Consider the following 26,190-nt stretch of genomic DNA (forward strand, 5'->3'; position numbering starts at 1 on the left):
TTTCCTTGAATATTCCTCCCTTTTACAAAGAAGAATTCTCTTAAAATTTCCCCGCCTCGTTCGTGGATTTTTATTGTATAATCCCTCACATTCTGTTGTTTTAATAAGTTATTAAATGAAACCCATATTCCTTGAACTTCGCCATTTGAAAACCCTTTTAGCTTTGAAAGAAACGGGCAGTGTTTCTTTGGCGGCTAAACGTGTGTATCTCACCCAATCGGCTCTTTCTCATCAAATTAAATTGTTGGAAGAGCAATATGGTTTGCCGTTATTTGAGCGTAAAAGCCAGCCCCTGCGTTTTACTTCGGCGGGGGAGCGGTTAATTAAGTTGGCGAATGATATTTTGCCGAAAGTGGTGGAGGCGGAGCGAGATTTGGCGCGAGTTAAGCAAGGTGAGGCGGGTGAGTTGCGCATTGCGGTGGAGTGCCATACTTGTTTTGATTGGCTGATGCCGGCAATGGATAGCTTTCGTCAGAATTGGCCGTTGGTAGAATTGGATATTGTATCGGGTTTTCATACGGATACGGTGGGCTTGCTGCTCAGCCATCGTGCCGATTGGGCGGTGGTTTCGGAAATTGAAGAAACCGCAGGCATTGTGCATAAGCCGTTGTTTTCTTATGAAATGGTGGGCTTGTGTGCCAAAGATCATCCTTTAGCGAATAAAGACATTTGGCAAGCGGAAGATTTTATCGATCAAACCTTAATTACCTATCCTGTGCCTGATGATATGCTGGATTTGCTGAAAAAAGTGTTAAATCCGAAAGGCATTAATCCAACACGCCGCACCAGTGAATTAACCATTGCGATTATTCAGTTAGTGGCGAGCAAACGTGGGATTGCGGCGTTGCCATTTTGGGCGGCCAAACCTTATTTAGATCGTGGTTATATTGTGGCGAAAAAAATTACCAATCAAGGGCTATACAGCAATCTTTATGCGGCATTTCGTGAAATGGACGCTGACGTGGCGTTTGTTGATGATTTTTATCAAACCGTAAAAGCACAAAGTTTTTCTACCTTACCGGGATTATCTGTTTTAGATGAGTAGTAGTAACCAACCAGCACAACATAACAGCCCAATTTGGGCGGCAGCCAAGGCGGCATTTCCTTATTCTCTGCCAATGGTGATAGGCTTTCTTTTTCTTGGTGTGGCCTATGGGCTTTATATGAAGGCATTGGGCTTTGGTGTGCTTTATCCCTTGTTTATGGCGGCGTTAATTTATGCGGGATCCGTTGAGTTTATTGTTGCAGGGGCATTAGTGATGAGCTTTGCGCCACTGCATATTTTTTTGCTGACGTTAATGGTGAGTGCAAGACAAATTTTTTACAGCATTTCAATGTTAGAAAAGTATGGTTTCCAGTTAGGCAAAAAACGTTGGTACCTGATTAGCTCGCTGGTAGATGAAAGTTTTTCACTCAATTATATGGCAAAAATCCCACCGCGCTTAGATAAAGGCTGGTATATGCTATTTGTGAGTTTATATTTGCATTGTTATTGGGTGCTTGGTGCGGTGATCGGCAATTTATTTGGCGATCTCGTGCCGTTTAACTTAAAAGGCATTGAATTTGCGATGACAGCACTTTTTCTGGTTATTTTTGCGGAAAATTGGCTGAAAGAAAAATCACACGAAAGTTCTTTGTTAGGCTTAGGTATCGCGTTAGTGTGCTTAATTGTGGTTGGTAAAAATCATTTTCTCATTCCAACCCTTATCGGAATCTTAGCCGCGCTAACCCTTTGGCGACCTAAATTAACCAGCCAATTAAACAAGGTGGAATAATGACCTTAACAGAACAAATCCTTACTATCATTATTGCCATTTTTGCCGTGCAACTGTGTCGGATTTTACCTTTTATTATTTTTCCTGCACATCGCTCTGCTCCTCCCTATATTCGCTATTTAGGTAAAGTATTGCCTGCCGCAATGTTTGGAATGTTAGTGGTGTATTGTTATAAAAACATTGATTTTTCAACTGCCTATTTAGGCGCACCTGATTTTATTGCAGGTGCGGTGGTTTTAGGCTTACATTTTTGGAAAAAGAATATGTTTTTATCAATGATTGTCGGCACAGGTTTGTATATGATACTTATCCAATTTATCTTTGTGTAACTCCCCCACCTTCAACGATGAGGGAGCATAAAGCTAAAAGTTCACTTTTATCCCAAATACGGCATTTCGCCCAGCCTGTGGCGCAAGAAATTTTAATGGAGAAGTATTTGAACGCGCTTCTCGATTGGTTAAGTTATTAATATGGAAATAAATTTCCATTTCACTTTGTTTCCAAGGGTAAACATAACTGATGCCCATATCTACCAAAGTAAATGATGGATTAACTAGCTTCTCATCAACTTCATTACTCACATACTTCTGTGTTTTATAATGCGTTGCCGCAAGAAAGGCGCGCCAATTTTTATACTCAATATTCACATCCCCACCAAAACGCGAAGACGGTAAATTCGGTAAATAATTGCCTAATCCCGTTAAACGCTGTGGCAATTTTTGTTTAATATGATCATAGAAGAGATGCCAATTCCAAACACCCCAATGCGATGTTTCTAATTGGTAACTTAAATCCACTTCCCACCCAGTTAAGATGAGCGGTGTTTGACGCCATTGTTTTACCATTAAACCATTGCGCACAAGACCGGTGTAACCTAAATAAGTGAAATGATCAAAATGATTTCGATACCAGCTCACCGCCCCATTGAACCCATTTTGCCCAATACCGGCAGAAATTTCCCAAGTATGGCTCTTCTCTTTTTGCAAACGTGCATCACCATTTTCTTCAATCAACAGAGCATAATGGTTATTATTAGCATACAATTCATTCATTTCTAATGCCCGTTCAGCAAAAGTACGCTGAAGCTTAATATAACTACTTTCGCTAGGATTAAATTGAAAAGCGAAATGAGTATTTTGTAAGGAAAAATGACGATCTTTTGCATAGTAAGCACCAACACTTTGCGATCTCTCGCGATGCAACTCTCCTAACTGATAACGCACTTTTCCAATACGATGTCCAACCTCCAACGTAAAAGGAGCAAGATCAAGGGTTTCAATCGCAAAGATACTGTATGCTTTGCGTTTTAAATCGGGAAGGTAGCTATCCTGACCTTTGGCGCTAACCTTTTGATATGAAAAATCCGTACCAACAGTTCCAATTAATCGCTCAAATAAAGGGGCGTGAATTGCAGATAATCGATAAGCATAATTATCAGACAAAAAACCATTAGACATCACAGCCCCTAAGAACTCTTGATCCTTCGCGTGTTGATAATTCACTTGAAAATCTACGCTCTCAATTCCTTTGATCGGCATCACCCAATGGGTATCCCAATTCAAACGGTGGGTTTGGTTTTTCACTGTTACAGGCGCATATCCCTCATTCGCTTGGCTAGCTAAATAAGCAAAGCCCGGCACACCATAATCCGTATCAAAATAATGCCAAGACACCCCAGTATAACCAAAATGATCAATATAACTGCTGCCTAAAGTAAAAGTGCGTGTTGCAGAATGGCTATTCGGAATTCTTCCTTTGGGATAGGAGTGATATTCCTTCAAATCACCAAATTTTTCCATATAGTAAGGACTGTTTGGCACATAAAGTGGATTCTCAGGATTTCCCCCCATAAACCCACGACGATTGGTATATTTATCTTCTTCAGTTAGCCCCAAACTTTTATCTTGATAATTATCCAAATAATATTGGCTAATATATTTAAAATAAGCAGGATTAAGGCTAGATAACACAGGAATGCTCACTTGACATTGACGCTGTAAATCCGTGCGAGACTGCAAATAAGCCTTATCATAACACACACCCGCTTTACTAAAGTGCGGTACTTTTATTGACGAAATTTTACTCATTGCACCATCAAGATAAAATGCCCAATGTTCACCATTATTAATATTCAGTTTAAAAGCCCCTTGATTAGGCGCATTAAAACCTTTATTTAGGCTAACCTCACCACTTATTTTATTTTGTGAAATTTGTTTTGGAATAGCATCATCTAAAATATTGATTGCCCCACCAAGGCTTCTTCCGCCATAAAGCACCGCGGCACCGCCCTTACTAATCTCAATCCCCGTAGCATTTAACGGGTTAATTGAAGTCGCCAAATTACCGCTCACCACGGCTAAATCATTAATTGGCATATTATTCGCTAACACTGCCACACGCTGGCTCGACAAACCTCGAATAATAGGACGAGAAGAATTTGGCCCAAAGGCACTGCTTTGCACACCAGATACTTTCTCTACCACAGCCCCTAATGTGGTGGAATGATTATTGCTAAGTTGAGCTTGATTTATACGATACTGCGTATTGAGATAATGATCTGGCACAGCATTTTTCACCGCCTCAGCCTCAACAAAAATTGGAGCGAGTTGCTGTGTGCTTTCAACATTTTCCTGCCCATAACAATAACACGCACTAAAAAACGCGAAAAAACTCAAAGAAAAATATTTAGAATCAAAAAGTTGCATTACAAAACACCTTATTTTTTAAAGAAAAATAAGTTATTATCCTAACACAAAATATCAGGAAGTAAATGCATCGTTAAACAACATAAAATTTTTGGGGCTGTAGTAGATTAGCAACAATGCTATACTACAAAAATGAAGATAACATATTGTAAATTAAAGAAATCTATACAGAAAAAACTGCTTGAGTTTTTTGTCGCAGAAGTTACTGCAAGAACGACAGCAAATTTGCTAGATATTCAACCGAATACAGCCGCTTTGTTCTACCATAAAATCAGGCTTGTGATTGGCTATCATTTATCCCTTGAAGTTAACGAGATTTTTGAGGGGGAAATTGAACTAGACGAAAGCTATTTTGGTGGTCATCGAAAGGGAAAACGAGGACGAGGAGCGGCTGGAAAAGTTGCTGTTTTTGGGTTACTAAAACGACAAGGAAAGGTATTTACTGTTGTGGTTGAAAACACCAAGAGTGAAACATTACTCCCTGTTATTAAAAGAAAAATCAAGCCTGATAGCTGGGTTTATACGGACACTTATCGCAGTTATGATGCGCTTGATGTGAGTGAATTTCACCACGAACGAATCAATCATTCCGAGCTATTTGCGGTGAAACAAAATCATATTAATGGCATTGAAAATTTTTGGAATCAGGCGAAGCGGATACTGCGAAAATATAATGGAATTAACCGAAAAAACTTTCCTTTATTCTTGAAGGAATGTGAATTTCGGTTTAACTTTGGGACACCAAAAGAGCAGTTAAAAATATTGCGAAAATGGTGTGAAATTTAGGGCTAATCTACTACAGCCCCAAATTTTTTTATGAAATGGCACTTCTATTTTTAACTGCGTATGCTTTGTCAAAACACAAAAATAGGAGTACTGTACAGGTTAGAATTGACAGAGAAGAAAGATCAAAAATGAGGTAGCGCTTTACTCTACCTCATTTTCTTTATTTAAGAGATTTGCTAGGATTCACCCACTTGATTGCATTTGGCGTTATTTGTAAATAACCCTGATCGCCTGAAAGATCATTATTATTGACATACCCTTGTTCACAAGAACTAATTCGCTGTTGATAACCAAAGCTATTTAACAATAACGTAGCAATTTGCTGATGAAATAAACGATCACATTGTGAAAAAGCTTGCTGCAATTGTTGTTGCACTACGCTGTCAGGGCTATACAACACAGTTGGTACAAGATAATTATCCTCGTCCATTGTCGCCTGAATATGACGCTCAGGCGTAACAAATTGTCCGTGATCAGAAGTATAAATAAACAGCCAATCTTGCTCAGTTTGTTGCTGTAAATAATGAATAACGGCTTTCATTAGCTGATCAGTGGCATAAATAGTATTGTCATATTCATCATTTGCTGTTTTATCACCGAATACTTTTTGCTCGGCAGTTAAAATCTTACCATAAGGCATATGCGAACCTCGCTGATGTAAAATAATGAAATGATTACCGTTCTGTAAATTAATCTTTTTCAATAAGGGTAATAGCTCCCTATCAGACATATGCTGTTTAAACCCGAAGCCAAGATCCGTAGGATATTTCAATTCATCAATCCAAGTTTTACCCAGCAAATTCATCAAATCCATATCACCTTCTGCTTGAGCGGTATAAAAATACGTTTGATAACCTTGTGTTTGGCTAAACGAAATAAATTGGTCGTACCTTTAGCTATTTGCGCTAAGCCGTTTGGATATTCAATGGTATTAAATAAAGAAGGCAATGAAATTGCGGTGAGCAAACCTGCGGAATAGGTTTCTTTTACAATAGGATTAAACGGAGAGTGGGCAAACCAATCCAAAAATGGTGTTGTTTGTCTGTGCGATGATAACCAAAATAACTGACATGTTTAGCACTTTCACTCTCTCCGAGTAAAAAAATGATATTGCGAACTTTAGGTTTGCTCACCACCTGTGGCTCAGCCATTTGATAATCAGGCACAACGCTTAGGTGTAACACCTTATAAGGTAAGGTATGCCCCACAAATGAACTTAAACTGAGATAGTTCGTTTTAATGCGTCCATAAGACAATTTCGGCGAAATAATGCTCTTACTCTCATCTAAAGCCACACGCACAAGGCCAAAAATCATCAAGAGAAAAAATACTCCATCAGCAATCCAAGAACGTTTACGTTGAAAACATAAAATAGAGCTGACAAAAATAACTTCTAACAAACCCCATAATGCTGGAAATAATGTCTTTCCAACCAATGAGTTAGTTGCCCCCATTACTTCGTGCCATTCTTTAAAGAGCAAATATAAATTCATTGGCGTAACCCAGCCTTGATAAGCGGCATAATGGATATTGTTACCAATAAAACTCATTGCAAAGAAAGCAAGAAGTAAGCATTGTACGACTCTTATATAACAATGCAACAAATACCAAAAGAAACGCATAATTCTCCGCTAATTTGCCCACAGGCAAAGCTGGCACAGCAAACATCATTCGGTATAGCAATTCGCTTCCAAGTAATAGCACACTGTATAACACAATGAGTGATAGGGCTTTTTTCATTTTGATGATCCTAAAAGATTAAAATGAGCGGGATTGTAGCACAACACAATGATTTATATAAACAAAGCACACTAGCTAAAGTGCGGTGCTTTTTTAATAAATTTTTTTCCATTATATGAATATTAATTTAATTCATACAAAACGTGAAAATTATGACGTTGCATAATACTGAGCCTTTCGGCATTATTAAACACAAGAAAGACGTTTAGACGTCTATTTGATTAAATTACAAAGACAGGAGTTTGATTATGACAACATTTCACGTTTTAGGTTTTCCTCGCGTTGGTGCAAAACGTGAGCTTAAATTTGCTCAAGAGCGTTATTGGCGTGGGGACATTGCAGAACAAGATTTATTAGACATCGCAAAAGCATTGCGTGAGATCAACTGGAAGCACCAAGCGGCGGCGAATGCGGATTATGTCGCGGTGGCCGATTTCACTTTTTATGATCATATTTTAGATCTACAAGTGGCAACAGGGGCAATTCCTGCGCGTTTTGGTTTCGACAGCCAGAGCTTAACCCTTGACCAATATTTCCAACTGGCGCGTGGGAATAAAGATCAATTCGCCATTGAAATGACAAAATGGTTCGACACCAACTATCACTACCTTGTGCCAGAATTTCACAAAAATACCGAATTTAAAGCCAATCCCGCCCATTATGTGCAACAAATTCGCGAAGCAAAAGCCCTTGGTTTAAATGTGAAACCGACCATTGTTGGCCCATTAACGTTCTTACATTTAGGGAAAGAGAAAGGCGAAGCCTTTAACCGCTTTGAGTTATTAAACAAACTTGTGCCTGTTTATGTGGAAATTCTCAATGCGTTAGCGGATGAGGGCGTGGAGTGGATTCAAATTGATGAACCTGCTTTAGCGGTGGATTTAGCCCCTGAGTGGGTTGAGGCTTACAAAGCGGTGTATGCCACATTAAGCGAAAAAGTAAACGCAAAATTATTATTCGCGACTTATTTTGGCTCAGTAGCACAACACGCGGAATTGCTCAAAGCCTTACCTGTGGACGGTTTGCACATTGATTTAGTGCGTGCGCCTGAGCAACTGGCTGCCTTTGCTGATTATGACAAGGTGCTTTCAGCCGGTGTGATTGATGGCCGTAACGTATGGCGTGCCAACCTCAATCAGGTGTTAGATGTACTTGAACCGTTAAAAGCCAAATTGGACGAGCGTTTATGGATTGCACCAAGTTGCTCTTTATTGCATACCCCTTATGATCTTTCTGTGGAAGTGCAACTCAAAGAGAACAAACCTGAGCTTTATAACTGGCTGGCGTTTACGCTTCAAAAAGTGCAAGAATTATCGGTAATTAAGACCGCACTTGAACAAGGGCATGCTGCCGTGCAAGCAGAGCTTGATGCAAGCCAAGCAGCGGCTGATTCGCGTGCCAACAGCAAAGAAATTCATCGCCCTGAAGTGGCTGCACGTTTAGCTAACTTGCCAGAAGGTGCGGATCAACGCAAATCGCCATTTGCTGAGCGTATCGCCAAACAAAATGCGTGGTTAAATTTACCGTTATTACCAACCACAAATATCGGCTCATTCCCGCAAACCAGCGAAATCCGCCAAGCTCGCGCCCAATTCAAAAAAGGGACGCTAAGCCTTGAAGATTACGAAGCGGCGATGAAAAAAGAAATCGAGTTGGTAGTACGTGAGCAAGAAAAACTCGACCTTGATGTCCTCGTTCACGGTGAAGCGGAACGTAACGATATGGTGGAATATTTCGGTGAATTATTAGACGGTTTCGCTTTCACCAAATTCGGTTGGGTGCAAAGCTACGGTTCACGTTGCGTGAAACCACCGATTATTTACGGTGATGTGGTACGCCCTGAACCAATGACAGTACGCTGGTCGCAATACGCCCAAAGCCTCACCAACAAAGTGATGAAAGGAATGCTCACTGGCCCTGTTACGATTTTACAATGGTCTTTCGTGCGTAACGATATTCCACGCGCCACCGTGTGTAAACAAATTGGCGTGGCACTTTCTGACGAAGTGTTAGATTTAGAAAAAGCAGGCATTAAAGTGATCCAAATTGACGAGCCTGCGATCCGCGAAGGCTTACCGCTTAAGCGTGCGGATTGGGACGCATATCTCCAATGGGCAGGCGAAGCGTTCCGCTTAAGCTCAATGGGCGTGCAAGATGATACACAAATTCACACCCATATGTGTTATTCCGAATTTAACGACATCTTGCCAGCCATTGCGGCACTTGATGCGGACGTGATCACCATTGAAACTTCACGTTCGGATATGGAATTGTTAAACGCGTTCGCTGATTTCAAATATCCAAATGATATTGGCCCGGGTGTGTACGACATTCATAGCCCACGCGTACCAAAACCAGAGGAAATTGAACATCTGCTACGCAAAGCCTTGAAAGTGGTACCAAAAGAGCGTTTATGGGTAAACCCAGACTGTGGCTTAAAAACTCGCGGTTGGACAGAAACCTTACAACAGCTTCAAGTGATGGTTGATGTGACGAAGAAATTGCGTGCTGAACTAGCTTAATAAAAACTAAAAAATTGAGAAAATATCACCGCACTTAAGTGCGGTGTTTTTTTGCGATTTTTCTCTAGAAAAGAGCCCTACCTTGCTGTAATTCGCCGCTAAACTAAATGAACAGCGGATAACAACATTATCCACACAATCGTTAATGCTGGCCCAAGCAGCCCAATAATGACCCCGCCTAAACGAAATTCAGATTGTTTGATCAAGCCTGTACTAAAAGCAATGGCATTTGGTGGTGTGGAAACGGGTAAAAATAACGCACAAGAAGCACTTAGCCCGATCACTAAGGGCAAAATTGTTGGATTGACATTTCCTCCGCCCACCATTGCGAGCAAAGATATCCCCATTGGTATGAGAATGGTTGTGGCAGCAGTGTTACTCATAAAATTCGATAATAACACCGTGATAAAGCCAAATAAGATAAGCAATAACACAAAACTCACTTGAATATGGCTAATTTTCTCCACAAAATGCGTTGCAATTTGCTGCTCTTCAATCGCAAGCCCTAACGCCAAACCGCCTGCAACCAGCATTAAGGTATCCCAAGGTAAGCGGCGGACATCTTTTGCTTCTAGCACGCCTGTCATTGTTAAAGCCACAATAGGAATCCCCGAAGCTGCGGCAACGGGAATACCAATCCATTTGGAGGTCAGCCAGCAAAATAAGGTGATCGCTAAAATAATGAGTACAATGGTTTTGTGTAATTTTTCTTGGCTGCTAACCTCTATTTCATCTTGGGTTAAAAAATCAAAATGCAAAGGGGCTTGATATTTTAATTTGTATTTATAAATTAGCACTCGCCAGAAAATAAAAAGCAATAAAAATGCTAAAGGTGCCCCCACCATTATCCACTCTAAAAATGAAATGGGATAGCCCAATTTTTCTAATGCTCCCACCGCAATGGCATTAGGTGCCGAGCCAATAATTGTCCCCATTCCTCCCACAGAAGCTGCAGCGGGAATACCTAATAGCAAGGCTTTAGACAAATGCCCTCGCTCCGATAAACGAGAGAATAACGGGCTGATGGTGGCGATCATCATTGCCGTGGTGGCGGTGTTACTCATTACCATCGACATTACCGCAGTAACAAGCATCAATCCCCACAGCACATTACAGGGGTTTGTGCCAAATCTTGGTAGCACAGCTTTTAGCAGCATTAAATCAAGTTTTGTTTTCTTCATTGCTTCAGCAAGAAAAAATCCCCCTAAAAACAACCAAATCACGCTATCTGACCAAGTTTGCAAATATTTCATTGCATCATAAGCCTCACTTTTTCCCATTATCAATACAAGGAATCCCACAATTAAAATACTGACGGAAAAAGGGGGAATCGCCTCGGTTACCCACAAGCTAATGGAAAAAAATAGGAGAAATAACACATAATTTTGAATTTTCGTAAAACTTGCATCGGAAGAAAGCAAGGTAAGCAATAAAGCAAAAATAATAGAAAAAAGAAAGCAAAAAAGTTTTTTATTATTCAAGGTTTGCATTCCTTGCCAAAGTTGTCTAATTCCCATATAAAACCTCAAACTGTTTGATTACTGCTTGTTTAATATAAAAAACTTGCTTAGAATTTACTGTGATCCCATTCAAATAAATGACTTCTTTGATTTATTTTTTCCGATAAATTATTAATGAAAGGTTAAAACTATTATTTACTTTTCATTTTTAATTTCTTGCTATCAACTATTTTCATTAAGGAGAACAGGATGAAAGTAACCAGCCAAGCCATTGAACAAGGCGTCTTTTTGGATAAATATGGAAAACGCGGCACGCAATTTAGCCCAAACGGAATGCCAACTTACTCTATTCCATTTGAAATTGAAGATGTGCCAGAAGAAACAAAATCTTTCGCAGTAGTGTTAGAAGATAAAGACGCCATTACCGCCAGCGGTTTTGTGTGGATACATTGGCTCATTGCCAATTTAGAACGCACCTCCGTGCAAGAAAATGAAAGCCAAAGTGCGACAGATTATGTGCAAGGCGCAAACAGCTGGGCAAGTGTATTAGGCAAATTTGACATCGCTGAAGCCTCATTCTACGGCGGAATGGCACCACCAAATTGCCGCCACCGCTATGAATTAATCGTTTACGCCTTAGACACCAAACTCGATCTTAAAGCAGGTTTTAGATTTAATGACTTACACTTCGCAATGCAAAACCATATCCTTGCGCAAGCGAGCGTAATGGGCACTTATGATGTTTAAGTTTAAATCATAGAAAATAATAAGTGCGGTGTAATTTTCTGAGATTTTTAAAAGAGAAAAGTAAAGTTTTGGCTTCATCGTTAAATCGCTTTTTTCTTTGAAGTTTATAACCAGTTTCGCTCGTTGAGCGACCTACTTTCTTTTGCTTGCTCAAAAGAAAGTAGGCAAAGAAAAAAGCACCCGACTAAATTGCTTATCTTCATTTCTGACAAATTTTCTTAACGAAAAGTAAGCCCATACTCGCTTCGCTGCGTTCAGGCGTTACTTTTCTAAAAATTTGTTAAAAATGAAGGCAATTTACACGGGAAATTAATTCTTTCTCTCTTCTACATTTTGTTTGAAAATTAGAGCAAAGTAGAATTTTCCTATTTTGTAAGAGCAAAAGTGCGGTCATTTTTCACAAAATTTTAAAAATTTCAAAAAAACCACCGCCCTTAAAATTTAGCGTTACATTCCCCGTCCAGACTGCCCGAATGGAGATAAAATTTTTAGGAAAATCACGCCGAGCGAGAGCGAAGCGAACATCAGGCTGATTTTTCGTGAAGAAAATTTTATTGGAATGAGGAAAAAGCAAGCTCGTCAAATTTCTCACTTACAGACAAGGCATTTTGTCGAAGACAGTACGCCAGTACGGCAAGACAAAATAACGCAGTCAGAAAGTAAGAGAAATTTGACGATGATCGGGGTTCTTTTCTTTGCTTACTCTCTTTTGGGAACGCAAAAGAAAGAAAATCGCCAACGGCGAAACCCATTAGCTACGCCAAGAAAAAAAGCAATAAATAAAGTGCGGTGATTTTTCAATAATTGTACATCTACCCCACCTCATTAATCACATTCAAAATTCGTTTATCCGAAATAGGATATTTCGTGCCAAGTTGTTGGGCGAATAGGCTGACGCGTAGTTCCTCGATCATATAAGGGATCTCTGCCACTTCTGCGGGGATTGGCTTGGATTTTGGCAATTTTAATAATAACTGCTGATACGCCTTTTCTACGTTTTCTACTCGCAACATTGCGGCACGATCACGGTTGGGATCTTGCAGTAATTTGTCAATGCGTTTATCAATGGCTTGCAAATAACGTAATAAATCTGGCAAGCGTTGATAGCCCGTTTTCTGCACAAAATTTGGGTAAATAAGATGATTGATTTGCGCTTTAATATCCGAAAGGGCAAAAGCTAAGGTGAAATCCATTTTTCCTTTTAAGCGTTTGTTGATTTCAAACACGAGCGTCAAAATCTCTTCCACTTGTTTGGCAATATCCACTGTGGTTTCGTTTAAATTGGCTCGAATATAGTCTTTTAGGCGTTCAAAATCCTGTTCATTCCACACAAAACCGCCGAAATCTTGCACCAATTTATCCACGGCGCAGGCGATACAATCATCAATCAATTCCAGCACTTTGCCAAATGGTGTGAAATACAGCCCTAATTTTGATTTGTTAGGCAGTTTTTCGTGTAGATACTTTATCGGCGATGGCACGTTAAGCAATAATAAGCGGCGTAGTCCTTGTTCCATTGCGACGGCTTGCTCAAATTCTGTTTCAAATAATTTAATCCCAACAGAATCTTTTTCGTCCACAATGGCAGGATAGGCTTTGATGGTAAAGCCTTGTTTTTTCTGCTCATAATATTGCGGTAATTGGTCGAAATTCCATAAATGAATCCCTGTTTGCTCAATACCTTCATCTGCCACCGCTGACAAAGTTTCCTGCACTTGCTCTTTCAGACTTACTTTGAGTTCATCTAAATTTTTACTCTCGGCAATTTTCTTACCTTTTTCATTAACCACACGGAATGTCATTGTTAAGTGCGGTGGAATTTGCGCGAGATTCCATTCATCAGGAGCTACATAAACCCCTGTGATTTTACGCAATTCCGCAGACAACGTTTCTAGCAAGGGTTTATCCAAATCATTCACGCGTCCAAGAAAGGCTTCCGCATAATTCGGTGCTGGCACAAAATGGCGGCGTAATGTTTTTGATAAGGATTTAATCAGGGCGATAATCAATTCTTTGCGTAAGCCCGGAATTTGCCAGTCAAAACCCTGCATTTCCACTTGGTTAAGCAGTGGCAAAGGAATATGCACGGTTACGCCATCGGCTTCCATACCCGGTTCAAATTGATAGCTAAGCTTTAATTTTAAATTGCCTTGATGCCAGAAATTAGGGAAATCTAGCTCGCTGACATTGGCGTTATCATTGGTGAGAAAGGCTTTTTCAAAATTCAACAATTCAGGATCTTTTTGCCGCGCTTTTTTCCACCAAGTATCAAAATGCTTTTGCGACACCACTTCTGTGCCAATGCGTTGATCATAAAATTCAAATAAACGGCGTTCGTCCACCAAAATATCTCGGCGGCGTGTTTTGTGCTCTAACTCTTCCACTTCGCGAATCAGCCGTTGATTTTGCAAGAAGAAGGTGTGTTTCGTGTGCCAATTTCCTTCCACCAAGGCAGATTGAATAAAAATTTCACGGCTTACCGCCGGATCAATTTTGCCATAGTTCACAGGACGATTTGCCACAATCGGCACGCCATAAAGGGTCACTTTTTCATTCGCGATAACCGCCCCTTTGGATTTTGACCAGCGTGGCTCAGCATAAGATTTTTTCACTAAATGCTGTGCCAATGGCTCAATCCATTCGGGCTCGATCTCTGCCACCATTCGCCCCCATAATTTAGAGGTTTCCACTAATTCTGCTGCCATACACCATTTTGGCTGCTTCTTGAATAGCACGGAATTAGGAAAAATTGCAAAATGGGCATTTCTTGCGCCTAAATATTGCTGTTTTTCCGCTTCTTTCATACCAATATGAGAAAGCAAACCCGATAAAAGTGCGGTGTGAATTTGCGGATATTCTGCCGCTTGCGAATTAATCGGCAAACCCATTTCACGCACGGTTAAACGAATTTGATGATAAATATCTTGCCATTCCCGCACGCGGATATAATTCAAATAATCTTTCTGACACAAACGGCGGAACTGGTTTTTGCTCAAGGCTTTTTGCTGTTCTTGCAGATAATTCCACAAGTTTAAGAACGCGAGAAAATCGGATTTTTTATCCGCAAAACGACGATGTTTTTCATCTGCCGCCTGCTGTTTTTCTTGTGGACGTTCTCGCGGATCTTGAATGGAAAGGGCGGCAACGATGATCATCACTTCGTGCAAACAACCGAGCTTCGCCGCTTCAATCATCATTCGCCCCAAACGAGGATCAACTGGTAGCTGAGCAAGCTGGCGTCCAATTTGCGTGAGCTGGCGTTTTTCGCCGTGCTTGGTTTTCACGATTTGGAAAGCTTGCAATTCTTCCAACAACTTAATACCGTCTTGAATATGACGTTTGTCAGGGGCATCGACGAAAGGAAATGCACTAATATCATCTAGCCCAAGGGCAGTCATTTGTAAGATGACCGAGGCAAGATTGGTACGCAAAATTTCAGGATCGGTAAATTCTGGGCGCTGATTAAAATCCTCTTCCGAATAAAGGCGGATACAAATCCCTTCAGATATCCGTCCACAACGGCCTTTACGTTGATTTGCCGAAGCTTGTGAAATCGGCTCAATGGGCAAGCGTTGTACTTTGGTGCGGTAGCTATAACGGGAAATGCGCGCCGTGCCGGGGTCGATCACATATTTAATCCCTGGTACGGTCAGTGAAGTTTCTGCCACGTTGGTGGCAAGCACGATGCGATTTAAGCCACTTGGGTGAAAAATTTTATTTTGCTCTTGCGCCGATAAGCGAGCAAAGAGCGGTAGAATTTCAGTGTGTTTTAAATGCTGTTTTTCCAAGGCTTCTGCGGTGTCACGAATTTCACGCTCACCATTTAGGAAAATCAAGATATCGCCCCGCCCCTCTGCCTGCAATTCATCAACGGCATTAAGAATGGATTGGATTTGATCTTGTTCTTCCGTTTCCGCCACAGGGCGATAGCGCACTTCCACAGGATAGGTTCGCCCCGAAACTTCAATAATTGGCGCATTATTAAAATGACGCGAAAAACGCTCCACATCAATGGTTGCCGAGGTGATAATCACTTTTAAATCTGGGCGTTTTGGCAGCAGCTGTTTTAAATAACCAAGAATAAAATCGTTATTCAGGCTGCGTTCGTGAGCTTCGTCAATGATCAAAGTATCGTATTGATTTAAAAAAGGATCACTTTGAATTTCAGCGAGCAAAATACCATCTGTCATCAGCTTAATTTGGGTGTCATCACTGCTTTGATCGTTAAAGCGTACCTTATAACCCACCAGCGTTCCTAGCTCACAATGTAGTTCTTCGGCAATGCGTGTTGCCACAGAGCGTGCAGCAATGCGGCGCGGTTGGGTGTGTCCAATTAAGCCTTTTTTTCCACGTCCTAACTCAAGACACATTTTCGGCAGCTGGGTGGTTTTACCTGACCCTGTTTCCCCCGCAATAATTACTACTTGATTTTGCTCAATGGCTTTGAGAATTTCATCTTTGCGCTGGCTTACTGGCAAGTTTTCAGGAAATTCAATTTTTCCCACCGCACTTTCTCGTTGCTGTAAACGTGCTTGCGCCTGCTGAATTTGTAACTGAATTTCTGCAGCAACTTTTTCTTGGGTTTGTGGATTTTTGATTTGATGCAGCCCTTTAATTCGCCCTTGCAGACGGCGATAATCCACGTTCATCATCTCCGTTAATTGAGCAAATAAGGCTTTTTGTAATGGGCTAAATGGTTGTTTGTGTTTTGTATTTTTCATTGGTTTTATATATAGGATCACGTCCGTTTTCATTAGGCGTGAAATGATAAATTGTATGAATGATTTTCAAGATTTTCTGTTTATCTATTTGTGGGCAAGTTTACTAAAAACAATCAAAAAATAAATAAAATTTGCACCGCACTTTGTTTTTCGTTTTATGCGGACGGACGCATAGGCTCGTTCCTACAGGGATCTTTTTAAATAGCTAAAATTCTATCGCACTTTTTTTTTATTTATTAATTTTTACCGAGATCTATTTATTCCCAGTGAAAAGTTCCTCCCTCTTTGTAAAGAGGAGGTTGGGCAGATTTATCATTATTTCTTCGTAGGGGCGAACCTATGTGTTCGCCCGTGTTCATTTTCCCATCAGTTGTTTAGAAAATATTGTTTCGGGCAGACATATAGGTCTGCCCCTACAAGGCAAAGAGCGGTGGGAAAATTCATCATTTTTCACCGCTCTTTAAAGGATAAAAAACCTTGATAAATCATTCTTATGCGTGTTTGGGTAAAATCGGCTTATAAGAAAAAGGACGCTATGTAGCGTCCTTTCACAATCAGTCTTTAAAATTAAAGCGCAGATTTTGCTTTTTCAACTAATACTGCAAATGCAACTTTGTCGAATACTGCAATATCAGCAAGGATCTTACGATCGATTTCAACAGATGCTTTTTTCAAGCCGTTGATAAATTTGCTGTAAGATAAGCCATTTTGACGTGCCGCAGCATTGATACGCGCAATCCATAATTGACGGAATTGACGTTTACGTTGACGACGGTCGCGATAAGCATATTGACCTGCTTTAATTACAGCTTGGAACGCAACGCGATAAACGCGTGAGCGCGCACCATAATAACCTTTAGCTGCCTTAAGAATTTTCTTATGGCGAGCTCTTGCAATAACACCACGTTTTACACGAGCCATTATTTAATCTCCTATACAATATTATTAACTAAAATTCACTTGACGTACGCTTTACTTGTTTACGCTTATGCGTATGGCAAGCAGGCTACAACTAAAACTTGGTCTGCTTTCGCAACCATTGATTTATGACGTAGATGACGTTTACGTTTAGTGGTTTTCTTAGTCAAAATATGACGTAAGTGAGATTGTTTACGTTTAAAACCGCCAGAAGCTGTTTTTTTGAAACGCTTCGCAGCACCACGTACTGTTTTAATTTTAGGCATTGTTTAAATAACTCCGCATTGTTTAAGTTAGGTTGGATAATTAGGCGAATTTATCAGCTAAGTAATAAACTACTTGTAAAGCGCTAATTATTTCTATTTATTAGCCAAAGGCTATCAATACACAAGGAAATCAGGTTGCGTAGTTTACCTGATTATCACTTTGTTTTTCTGCAAAGAAAAACGGATGAATTCTATAAGATCCATCCGTTTTACGCAAGAAATAAAATTATTTTTTCTTCGGTGCAATCACCATTACAGCTTGGCGACCTTCTAATTTCCCAGGTGCTGACTCAATCATTGCGATTCCTGAGGTATCTTGTTTAACACGCTCTAACACATTTAAACCAATATCTTGGTGAGCCATCTCACGTCCGCGGAAACGTACGGTAATTTTTACTTTATCGCCATCTTCTAAAAAGCGTAAGATACTGCGCAATTTAACTTGGTAATCACCTTCATCTGTGCCAGGGCGAAATTTAATTTCTTTAACTTGAACAACTTTTTGCTTTTTCTTCTGCTCTTTTGCTGCTTTGCCTTTTTCATAAAGAAACTTACCGTAATTCATAATACGGCAAACTGGTGGCTCAGCATTTGGGCTGATTTCCACGAGATCGAGATTTACTTCTTCCGCTTTATTTAAAGCCTCTTGCAGACTGACAATTCCTGCTTGCTCACCATCTTGGTCAATCAAGCGAACTTCCTTCGCCCGAATTTCTTCGTTAATGCGATTTGGACGATTTGTTGTTGGTGCTTTTTTTACGGTTTTAATAATCTTATTCCTCTATATGATTAAAACAATTTTCTGCAACGCAGAAGAACGAAATTTCACTTGCTTTATCTAAAGCAAAAACGGGCGAATTTTATAGCATTTATGGTTATTATGCAATAGCTTATTCAAGCACAACCGTGATAGCCATCACAAAAAACGTAAAAAAACGACCGCACTTTATAAAATGCGATCGTTTTTAATTTGAAGACTAGTTTAGTTCAAATAATCCTGCTTGAATTTACTATTTCAACGAATTTAACAAGCTATTTGCCTAAATTATCAAAGAATTTTTTCACGCCGTCAAAGAAACTTGAGGATTTCGGGCGGTGTTTTTTCTTACCGCTTTCAAGGCTTTCTTCAAATTTTCTTAATAACTCTTTCTGTTCAGCGTTAAGTTTCACTGGGGTTTCCACAATCACTTTGCAGATGAGATCTCCGGTATAACCTGTTCTCACAGACGTGATGCCTTTACCGCGTAAACGCAAGGATTTACCTGTTTGAGTTTCTGCTGGGATTTTCACTTTTAAGCGACCATCAAGGGTTGGCACTTCAATTTCACCGCCAAGCGCTGCCATTGTGAAACTAATTGGCACTTCGCAGTAAAGATTATTGCCATCTCGCTCAAAAATATGGTGCGGTTTAACGTGAATCACCACATATAAATCCCCCGCTGGCGCACCAAACTCCCCTGCTGCACCTTCACCAGCTAAGCGTAATTGGTTGCCGGTATCCACGCCAGCTGGAATGGTAACGGAAAGATTTTTCTTCTTGTAAACACGTCCTTCACCGTGGCATTTTTTACACGGATTTTCAATTTTTTTACCTGTTCCGTGGCAAGTTGGACACACATCTTCCGTCACAAAGAAACCACGTTGATGACGCACTCGACCTGCTCCGTGACAGGTTGGACAGGTTTCCACTTTAGAATCTTTTTCGGCCCCAGTACCGTGGCAATGATCACATTCTGCCAAGGTATCAAACTGAATTTCTTTTTTCGTTCCGTGAACTGCTTCTTCTAGGGTAATTTCGATGTCGTAGCGTAAATCTTCACCGCGCACAACACGCTGTTGGCGTGAACGACCACCACCGAAAATATCGCCAAACATATCACCAAAAATATCGCCAAAATCCGCACCGCTGAAGCCACCAAAACCACCGCCAGCGCCGCCACCAAATCCACCTTGTTCAAAGGCTTGGTGTCCATATTGATCGTAAGCAGCTCGTTTTTCTTTATCACCTAGAATTTCATAGGCTTCTTGCACTTCTTTGAATTTCTCGGCAGCCTCTTTATCCCCTTGATTGCGGTCGGGGTGTAATTTCATTGCAAGGCGTTTGTAGGCTTTTTTAATCGCTTTTTCATCTGCACCACGTTCAACGCCAAGCACTTCATAATAATCTCGTTTTGCCATTTTTATCCTATTTTTTATACGCTAAAAGGGCATATTACTATGCCCTTTGGATTATTGTTGAATGTGAATTATTTATTGTCTTTCACTTCTTCAAACTCAGCATCTACCACATCATCACCGTTGTTTTGTTGTGGTTGTTCACCGCTTTGAGCTTGTTGTGCTGTGGCTTGCATTAATTTTTGTGATGCTTCCACTAACGCTTTAGTTTTCGCTTCGATTTCAGCTTTGTCTTCACCTTTCGCTGCAGTTTCAAGTTCGCTCACGGCTTTTTCAATTTGGGCTTTATCATCAGCAGATAATTGATCGCCAACTTCGCCTAATTGTTTGCGTGTGCTGTGAACAAGATGATCAGCTTGGTTACGCGCTTGAACTAATTCTTCAAATTTACGGTCAGCTTCTGCATTGGCTTCTGCATCACGCACCATTTGTTGGATTTCATCTTCGCTTAAACCAGATGACGCTTTAATGGTAATTTGTTGTTCTTTACCTGTACCTTTATCTTTCGCTGAAACGTGGATAATACCGTCCGCGTCAATATCAAAAGTTACTTCAATTTGTGGCATACCGCGTGGTGCTGGGTTAATGCCTTCTAGGTTAAATTGACCTAGTGATTTATTTGCAGACGCTTGTTTACGCTCACCTTGTAACACGTGAATGGTTACTGCACTTTGGTTATCTTCAGCGGTTGAGAACACTTGTGATTTCTTCGTTGGAATCGTTGTGTTTTTCTCAATTAAGGTAGTCATCACGCCACCCATTGTTTCGATACCTAATGAAAGCGGGGTTACATCTAATAACAATACGTCTTTCACATCACCTGCTAATACACCACCTTGAATTGCCGCACCAATTGCAACAGCTTCATCAGGGTTCACATCTTTACGAGGCTCTTTACCAAAGAACTCAGCCACTTTTTGTTGTACTAATGGCATACGAGTTTGACCACCTACTAAGATCACGTCATCAATGTCTGATACGCTTAAACCTGCATCTTTCAATGCCACTTTCACAGGCTCTAATGAGCGTGCTACTAAATCTTCTACTAAGGCTTCTAATTTCGCACGAGTTAATTTAATGTTTAAGTGTTTTGGCCCTGTTGCATCTGCAGTGATGTAAGGTAAGTTCACATCAGTTTGTTGCGCTGAAGAAAGTTCGATTTTCGCTTTCTCTGCTGCTTCTTTCAAACGTTGCATTGCAAGTGGGTCGTTGCGTAAATCAACACCTTGCTCTTTTTTGAACTCGTCAACTAAGTAGTTAATTACACGGTTATCAAAGTCTTCACCACCTAAGTGAGTATCACCATTGGTTGCTAACACTTCAAAGGTTTTTTCGCCATCTACTTCGTCAATTTCGATGATAGATAAGTCAAATGTACCACCACCTAAGTCATATACTGCGATAGTGTGGTTGCCTTTACCTTTGTCTAAACCATAAGCAAGCGCTGCTGCTGTTGGTTCGTTAATAATACGTTTAACATCTAAACCTGCAATGCGGCCTGCATCTTTGGTTGCTTGACGTTGTGCATCGTTGAAGTAAGCAGGTACAGTAATTACCGCTTCAGTTACTGGCTCACCTAAGAAATCTTCTGCTGTTTTCTTCATTTTTTTCAACACTTCAGCAGAAATTTGCGGTGGTGCCATTTTTTCATCTTTCACTTCAACCCACGCATCGCCGTTGTCTGCTTTCACAATGCTAAATGGCATAATGTTCACATCGCGTTGTACTTCTTGGTCTTCAAAACGGCGACCGATTAAACGTTTGATTGCAAATAATGTATTTTTTGGATTTGTTACTGCTTGACGTTTCGCAGGCTGACCTACTAAGGTTTCGCCATCATTTGTATAAGCAATAATTGACGGAGTTGTACGATCCCCTTCCGCATTCTCAATAACACGCGGTTTGTCGCCGTCCATTACAGCCACACAAGAGTTTGTTGTACCTAAGTCAATACCAATAATTTTTCCCATAATATGTTTTCTCCTAATAAAATTCGATTAATTCGTTTACGATTGATTAAATTGGGCTGGCTTTAAAAATTTCAAGTGCAATGTTGCAAATTTTTTGCATTTTTTCACACACGGGTAAAATTCAAAGTGCGGTGGAAAATTTCCACATTTTTCAGCCCAACTCACTGATGGAAGTAAAATGTTGGCTGAAAGAGAAATTTCAAGGGCAACTAAACAAATTTTTTGCTTTCTGCTTCATTTTTAACCTACACCAATATAGAAGCCTTAAATATCAAAGAGATAGAGAAGAAAAATAAAAGTGCCAACGCATTGTTCCGTAAAGATAGACACCGAAAACACGCACGCCTGACTAAACTTTAGGCAAAAAAGATAATTTAAAATACAAGGGGTTTTGTTATAATTCGGCGGTCTTTAAGTATCGAAACCAATTAAAGAGATAAAAAGAGGTAATCCAATGACAGCACAGCACAGCACAGCACAGCACAGCACAGCACAGCACAGCACAGCACAGCACAGCACAGCACAGCACAGCACAGCACAGCACAGCACAGCACAGCACAGCACAGCACAGCACAGCACAGCACAGCACAGCACAGCACAGCACAGCACAGCACAGCACAGCACAGCAAGATTCTAGTGCCAGCCTCGCGCAACAGCAAGCGTTTTTAAAAGAATTAGATGCCCGTCTTTGGACTGCGGCCGACCAACTGCGTAACCAACTTTCCGCTTCCGACTATAAACACATCGTTCTTGGTTTAATTTTCTTAAAATATATTTCTGATAGTTTTACTGCCCATCGCAAAAAGCTTCTCACCGAGCTACAAGATCCACAAAGCCCACTTTATATTGATCCGAAAGAATATTCCCCTGAAGAATATCAAGCCGTCCTTGATGAAGAAATGGAAGATAAAGATAACTATGCGGCAGAAAACATCTTCTGGGTGCCACCGCAAGCTCGTTGGGAAACCATTCGTAGCATCGCGACCTTAAATCAAGGAACAGCATTGCCTTGGGGTGGCACATTCCGCGGCGTGGCAAATCTGATTGATAATGCCTTTACCGCCATTGAAGATAAAAACCCAAAACTCAAAGGCATTATCCAACGCATTTCAGGCTTTGATGTGAACGACAAAACGCTCAGCGGCTTAATTTCTACCTTTTCTGACACCAATTTCAGCCAGCCCACTTACAACGGCGAACCCATTTCAATGGCAACAAAAGATATTCTAGGCCACGTTTATGAATATTTCCTTGGTGAATTTGCTGCTAAAGAAGGACAACGAGGCGGTGAATATTTCACCCCAAAATCCATTGTAAGCCTGATTGTTGAAATGCTTGAACCCTATCAAGGCCGCATTTACGACCCTGCAATGGGATCGGGTGGTTTCTTTGTGCAAACAGAAAAATTTATCCGCGCACACCAAGGCAGCATTAATCAAGTGTCAATTTATGGACAAGAATACAACCCCACCACTTGGAAATTGGCGGCAATGAATATGGCAATCCGCGGCATAGAATTTAACTTTGGCAAACGCGGCGACAGCTTCACCAATCCACAACATATTGATATGAAAATGGATTTTGTAATGGCCAATCCCCCTTTTAACGTTAAAGATTGGTGGGACGAATCCCTACAAGGCGATCCACGCTGGGCATACGGCGTGCCACCAAAAGGCAACGCCAACTTTGCGTGGATTCAGCATATGCTCTACCACCTTGCGCCACAAGGGCGAATGGGCATTGTGCTGGCAAATGGCTCAATGAGCAGTCAATCAAGCGGCGAGGGCGAAATTCGCCAACGCCTAATTGAAGCAGATTTGGTGGAAGCGATGGTCGCCCTACCAAACCAGCTCTTTACCAACACCCAAATCCCTGCCTGCATTTGGTTTTTAAACAAAAACAAAGCACGCAAAAAAGAAGTGCTGTTTATTGACGCACGAGAAATCGGCTATATGAAAGACCGCACCCTACGCGATTTCACCCCTGAGGACATCGCCCACATTGCCAACACCTACCACGCTTGGCAGCAAAACAACGGCTATGAAAACCAAGCGGGCTTCTGCTACGCCGCCAGCCTTGATGAAATCGCCAATAATGATTTTGTTCTCACCCCAGGGCGTTATGTCGGCACCGCAGAGCAACAAGATGACGGCATTCCTTTCGCCGAAAAAATGGAAAAACTCACCGCACTTTTAAGTGAACAATTTGAACAAGGGCGAGAGTTGGAAGAGCAGATTAAGAAGAGTTTGGGCATTTAAAGGAAATATAATTATGAGTAACTGGGAAGAAAAAGCAATAAAAGATATCTGTATATCAATTACATCTGGCGGAACACCTAGTCGTTCTATTTCAGAATATTATAGTAATGGGAATATTTGCTGGGTAAAAACAAAAGAGCTTAATAATTTCTATATTTATGACACCGAAGAGAAAATCACAGAAAATGCCATACGAAAGTCTTCTGCAAAATTATTACCCAAAAACACTGTCCTATTAGCAATGTACGGAGCAACTGTCGGAGAAACAGCAATTCTAGGAAAAGAAATGGCTTGCAATCAAGCCTGTTGTGCAATGATTGTGAATGAAAATATAGTAGATTATCGCTTTCTATTTTACTTACTAATACTGCATAAAACCAAAATTAAAAACTTAGCTACTGGTGCTGCGCAACAAAATATTAGTGTAAAAATGGTAAAAGAGCTAACTTTTAGAATTCCAGAGAAAGAATTACAAATAAAAATAGCAAATATTTTGGAAAGTTTAGATCAAAAAATCATCCTAAACACCCAAACCAACCAAACCCTAGAGCAAATCGCACAAGGGATTTTTAAACACTGGTTTATCGACTTCGCCCCTGTACACGCCAAAGCCAACGCCTTGGCACGCGGCGAAACCACCGAACAAGCAGAACTGGCCGCAATGGCTTGTTTAAGCGGAAAAACTGTGGAAAAAATCACCGCACTAAAAACCCAAGATCCCACCGCCTACCACCAACTGCAACAAACCGCCGCCGCTTTCCCAAGGGAATTTGTGGAAACGGAAATGGGGAAAGTGCCGAGGGGGTGGGAATGTTTAAAAATAGAGCAAGTAATAAAGAAAATTCCTGTTGGCAAGAAGTATAGTCAAAAAAATACATTTCCAGAAGGTCATATTCCTGTCTTAGATCAAGGCAAATCAGGCATTATTGGTTTTCATAATGATACCGCTGGCGTTAAAGCAAGTATTCAAGATCCCGTCATCGTATTTGCCAATCATACTTGCTATATGCGATTAATACACTTTGACTTTAGCGCGATACAAAATGTATTCGCCTTTAAAGGTCAAGATGTTAATATTTACTGGCTATATTTAGCAACTTTAGGAAAACAAAAGTTTGTTGAATATAAAGGTCATTTTCCTGATTTTTTAATCAAACAAATTGTTGTTCCACCTAAAGAATTAACGGAATTTTTTGGCAATATAGTGAAAGATAGCTTTTCAAAAATTGCTTTAAATTTAAATACTAACGAAAAATTGGCAAAAACAAGAGATTTGTTGTTGCCAAAGCTTTTGAATGGAGAACTAACAAATGGCTATTAGATATTATTTAAAACGCAATAATAAGTTTTTTAATACACAAACTGCATTTAAAAAATGGCTTATCTCCATAAGAGATAAAAGCTACCAAAGCAAAGAAAATGTTGCTGACATTGAAGAAATAAACGACTTAAAAGATTATTTGGAGGATTATCATCCAGATAATGAACGCTTTCATTTTGGTGATGATTTGGAAGAAATCGTTTTTTTTGCTGATAAAGCGCCAGGATATAGAACTCCTTGTATGCATTACAAGATTGGTGAAGAACCACCACAACAATTTTCTACTACAAGGTTTACCCCACCAACGCCAAAATCGAATTTTAAGCAATTCATATCTTATATTTTAATAGATAAGAAATTACAAATAAAAAGAGATAAAATGGCTAAGGAAGCTCTCACAGGGAATCTTAACGAATATACTTTAGAACATTTTCGTCCTAGCTTCGATGAAATTGTTAATCAATTTATGAATAAAAAGAATATTTCAGATAATGACTTACCGAATATCATTTCCGAAAATTCTCAAGGAAATAATGTTCCTTTTCTAAAAGATGGTTTCCAACATTTAGGAAGTGAATTTTTAGAATTTTATGAAAATGAATATTCTGGATTTGAATATAAATTGTCTAAAAAATAACTAAAAGTATCCCCTAACCCCTCTTTACAAAAAAGGGGAACGTTCCAATGGAGATAAACAGATTTTGGCAATAATTAATAAAAAGTGCGGTAAAAAAATCATTAAATTTTCTACCGCTCTTTGCCCGTAGGGGCAAACCTATGTGTCTGCTCAAAACAATATCCTCTAAGCAACAAATGGAAAAATAAA

The 26,190-nt window shown here is 40.2% G+C and carries 20 protein-coding genes and 1 pseudogene; 10 read left to right on the plus strand and 11 right to left on the minus strand.

The features are described from left to right. Positions 1-115: 115 nt before the first annotated feature. Genes ELZ61_RS08375 through ELZ61_RS08385 form a run of 3 tightly spaced genes read left to right on the plus strand, consistent with a single transcriptional unit; the run spans position 116 to position 2,104 of the window. Positions 116-1,045 carry a LysR family transcriptional regulator gene (locus tag ELZ61_RS08375; protein ID WP_115249873.1) on the plus strand — a complete coding sequence of 310 codons (930 nt, stop codon included), beginning with the start codon at positions 116-118 and terminating at the stop codon, positions 1,043-1,045. Further along, entirely contained in the window at positions 1,038-1,775 is a 738-nt protein-coding gene (gene azlC / locus ELZ61_RS08380; protein WP_126372886.1) for an azaleucine resistance protein AzlC, read from the plus strand. The genes ELZ61_RS08375 and azlC overlap by 8 nt, the downstream gene beginning before the upstream one ends. Continuing rightward, on the plus strand, positions 1,775-2,104 hold the full coding sequence (locus ELZ61_RS08385; RefSeq protein ID WP_126372888.1) for a branched-chain amino acid transporter permease: 330 nt from the start codon (positions 1,775-1,777) through the stop codon (positions 2,102-2,104). Before azlC ends, ELZ61_RS08385 begins: the two co-directional genes overlap by 1 nt. Before the next feature lie 33 nt (positions 2,105-2,137). Here the strand turns inward: ELZ61_RS08385 and ELZ61_RS08390 are convergent, their stop codons facing one another. Then, complete coding sequence (locus ELZ61_RS08390) at positions 2,138-4,480, minus strand: TonB-dependent receptor (protein ID WP_126372890.1); 2,343 nt, start codon at positions 4,478-4,480, stop codon at positions 2,138-2,140. Positions 4,481-4,612: 132 nt separating this feature from the next. On the opposite strand from ELZ61_RS08390, the gene ELZ61_RS08395 reads away from it, so the two are divergent. Then, positions 4,613-5,266: an IS1595 family transposase gene (locus ELZ61_RS08395; RefSeq protein WP_126372892.1), complete on the plus strand. Its 654-nt coding sequence runs from the start codon at positions 4,613-4,615 to the stop codon at positions 5,264-5,266. 160 nt (positions 5,267-5,426) lie between these two features. On the opposite strand, the gene ELZ61_RS10730 is transcribed toward ELZ61_RS08395, so the two are convergent. The 3 genes from ELZ61_RS10730 to ELZ61_RS08405 all read right to left on the minus strand — a co-directional run bounded on the left by ELZ61_RS10730 (position 5,427) and on the right by ELZ61_RS08405 (position 7,006). Continuing rightward, the gene (locus ELZ61_RS10730) at positions 5,427-6,143 is read right to left on the minus strand and encodes a sulfatase-like hydrolase/transferase (RefSeq protein ID WP_197717480.1); all 717 of its coding nucleotides are present in this window, start codon (positions 6,141-6,143) and stop codon (positions 5,427-5,429) included. A 109-nt stretch (positions 6,144-6,252) separates the two neighbouring features. Then, positions 6,253-6,816 carry a hypothetical protein gene (locus ELZ61_RS10735; protein WP_197717455.1) on the minus strand — a complete coding sequence of 188 codons (564 nt, stop codon included), beginning with the start codon at positions 6,814-6,816 and terminating at the stop codon, positions 6,253-6,255. Beyond that, complete coding sequence (locus ELZ61_RS08405; protein ID WP_126372894.1) at positions 6,800-7,006, minus strand: hypothetical protein; 207 nt, start codon at positions 7,004-7,006, stop codon at positions 6,800-6,802. The genes ELZ61_RS10735 and ELZ61_RS08405 overlap by 17 nt, the downstream gene beginning before the upstream one ends. Positions 7,007-7,254: 248 nt before the next feature. Here ELZ61_RS08405 and metE point away from each other — a divergent pair, with 248 nt between their 5' ends. Beyond that, a complete protein-coding gene (gene metE, locus ELZ61_RS08410; protein ID WP_126372896.1) occupies positions 7,255-9,528 on the plus strand; it encodes a 5-methyltetrahydropteroyltriglutamate--homocysteine S-methyltransferase in 2,274 nt (757 codons plus the stop codon). Positions 9,529-9,626: 98 nt separating this feature from the next. Here metE and ELZ61_RS08415 read toward each other — a convergent pair whose 3' ends face one another. Next, the gene (locus ELZ61_RS08415) at positions 9,627-11,045 is read right to left on the minus strand and encodes an SLC13 family permease (RefSeq protein WP_241969679.1); all 1,419 of its coding nucleotides are present in this window, start codon (positions 11,043-11,045) and stop codon (positions 9,627-9,629) included. A 192-nt stretch (positions 11,046-11,237) separates the two neighbouring features. On the opposite strand from ELZ61_RS08415, the gene ELZ61_RS08420 reads away from it, so the two are divergent. Continuing rightward, positions 11,238-11,735 carry a YbhB/YbcL family Raf kinase inhibitor-like protein gene (locus ELZ61_RS08420; protein ID WP_126372898.1) on the plus strand — a complete coding sequence of 166 codons (498 nt, stop codon included), beginning with the start codon at positions 11,238-11,240 and terminating at the stop codon, positions 11,733-11,735. A gap of 812 nt (positions 11,736-12,547) precedes the next feature. Here the strand turns inward: ELZ61_RS08420 and hrpA are convergent. The 6 genes from hrpA to dnaK all read right to left on the minus strand — a co-directional run bounded on the left by hrpA (position 12,548) and on the right by dnaK (position 21,785). Beyond that, positions 12,548-16,456: an ATP-dependent RNA helicase HrpA gene (hrpA, locus tag ELZ61_RS08425; RefSeq protein ID WP_126372900.1), complete on the minus strand. Its 3,909-nt coding sequence runs from the start codon at positions 16,454-16,456 to the stop codon at positions 12,548-12,550. A 567-nt stretch (positions 16,457-17,023) separates the two neighbouring features. Further along, positions 17,024-17,377: a 50S ribosomal protein L20 gene (gene rplT / locus ELZ61_RS08430; RefSeq protein ID WP_126372902.1), complete on the minus strand. Its 354-nt coding sequence runs from the start codon at positions 17,375-17,377 to the stop codon at positions 17,024-17,026. Between the two features lie 65 nt (positions 17,378-17,442). Further along, the gene (gene rpmI / locus ELZ61_RS08435) at positions 17,443-17,640 is read right to left on the minus strand and encodes a 50S ribosomal protein L35 (RefSeq protein WP_005596065.1); all 198 of its coding nucleotides are present in this window, start codon (positions 17,638-17,640) and stop codon (positions 17,443-17,445) included. 226 nt (positions 17,641-17,866) lie between these two features. Continuing rightward, positions 17,867-18,331, minus strand: a complete 465-nt coding sequence (infC, locus tag ELZ61_RS08440) for a translation initiation factor IF-3 (RefSeq protein ID WP_479683720.1) — start codon at positions 18,329-18,331, stop codon at positions 17,867-17,869. 341 nt (positions 18,332-18,672) lie between these two features. Further along, on the minus strand, positions 18,673-19,818 hold the full coding sequence (gene dnaJ / locus ELZ61_RS08445) for a molecular chaperone DnaJ (RefSeq protein WP_126372906.1): 1,146 nt from the start codon (positions 19,816-19,818) through the stop codon (positions 18,673-18,675). 68 nt (positions 19,819-19,886) lie between these two features. Further along, positions 19,887-21,785 carry a molecular chaperone DnaK gene (gene dnaK, locus ELZ61_RS08450; protein WP_035688348.1) on the minus strand — a complete coding sequence of 633 codons (1,899 nt, stop codon included), beginning with the start codon at positions 21,783-21,785 and terminating at the stop codon, positions 19,887-19,889. A gap of 454 nt (positions 21,786-22,239) precedes the next feature. Between dnaK and ELZ61_RS08455 the strand changes: the two genes are divergently transcribed. The 4 genes and pseudogenes from ELZ61_RS08455 (at position 22,240) to ELZ61_RS08470 (ending at position 26,001) form a co-directional block, all read left to right on the plus strand. Next, positions 22,240-22,422: a hypothetical protein gene (locus ELZ61_RS08455; RefSeq protein WP_164550730.1), complete on the plus strand. Its 183-nt coding sequence runs from the start codon at positions 22,240-22,242 to the stop codon at positions 22,420-22,422. Positions 22,423-22,432: 10 nt separating this feature from the next. Next, a pseudogene (locus ELZ61_RS08460) lies at positions 22,433-24,043 on the plus strand (class I SAM-dependent DNA methyltransferase); the annotation flags it as partial. Positions 24,044-24,056: 13 nt separating this feature from the next. After that, positions 24,057-25,364: a restriction endonuclease subunit S gene (locus ELZ61_RS08465; RefSeq protein ID WP_126372911.1), complete on the plus strand. Its 1,308-nt coding sequence runs from the start codon at positions 24,057-24,059 to the stop codon at positions 25,362-25,364. Then, entirely contained in the window at positions 25,354-26,001 is a 648-nt protein-coding gene (locus ELZ61_RS08470) for a hypothetical protein (protein ID WP_126372913.1), read from the plus strand. The genes ELZ61_RS08465 and ELZ61_RS08470 overlap by 11 nt, the downstream gene beginning before the upstream one ends. Positions 26,002-26,190: the final 189 nt, after the last annotated feature.

This window comes from Avibacterium volantium (assembly GCF_900635775.1).
GTDB lineage: Bacteria > Pseudomonadota > Gammaproteobacteria > Enterobacterales > Pasteurellaceae > Avibacterium > Avibacterium volantium.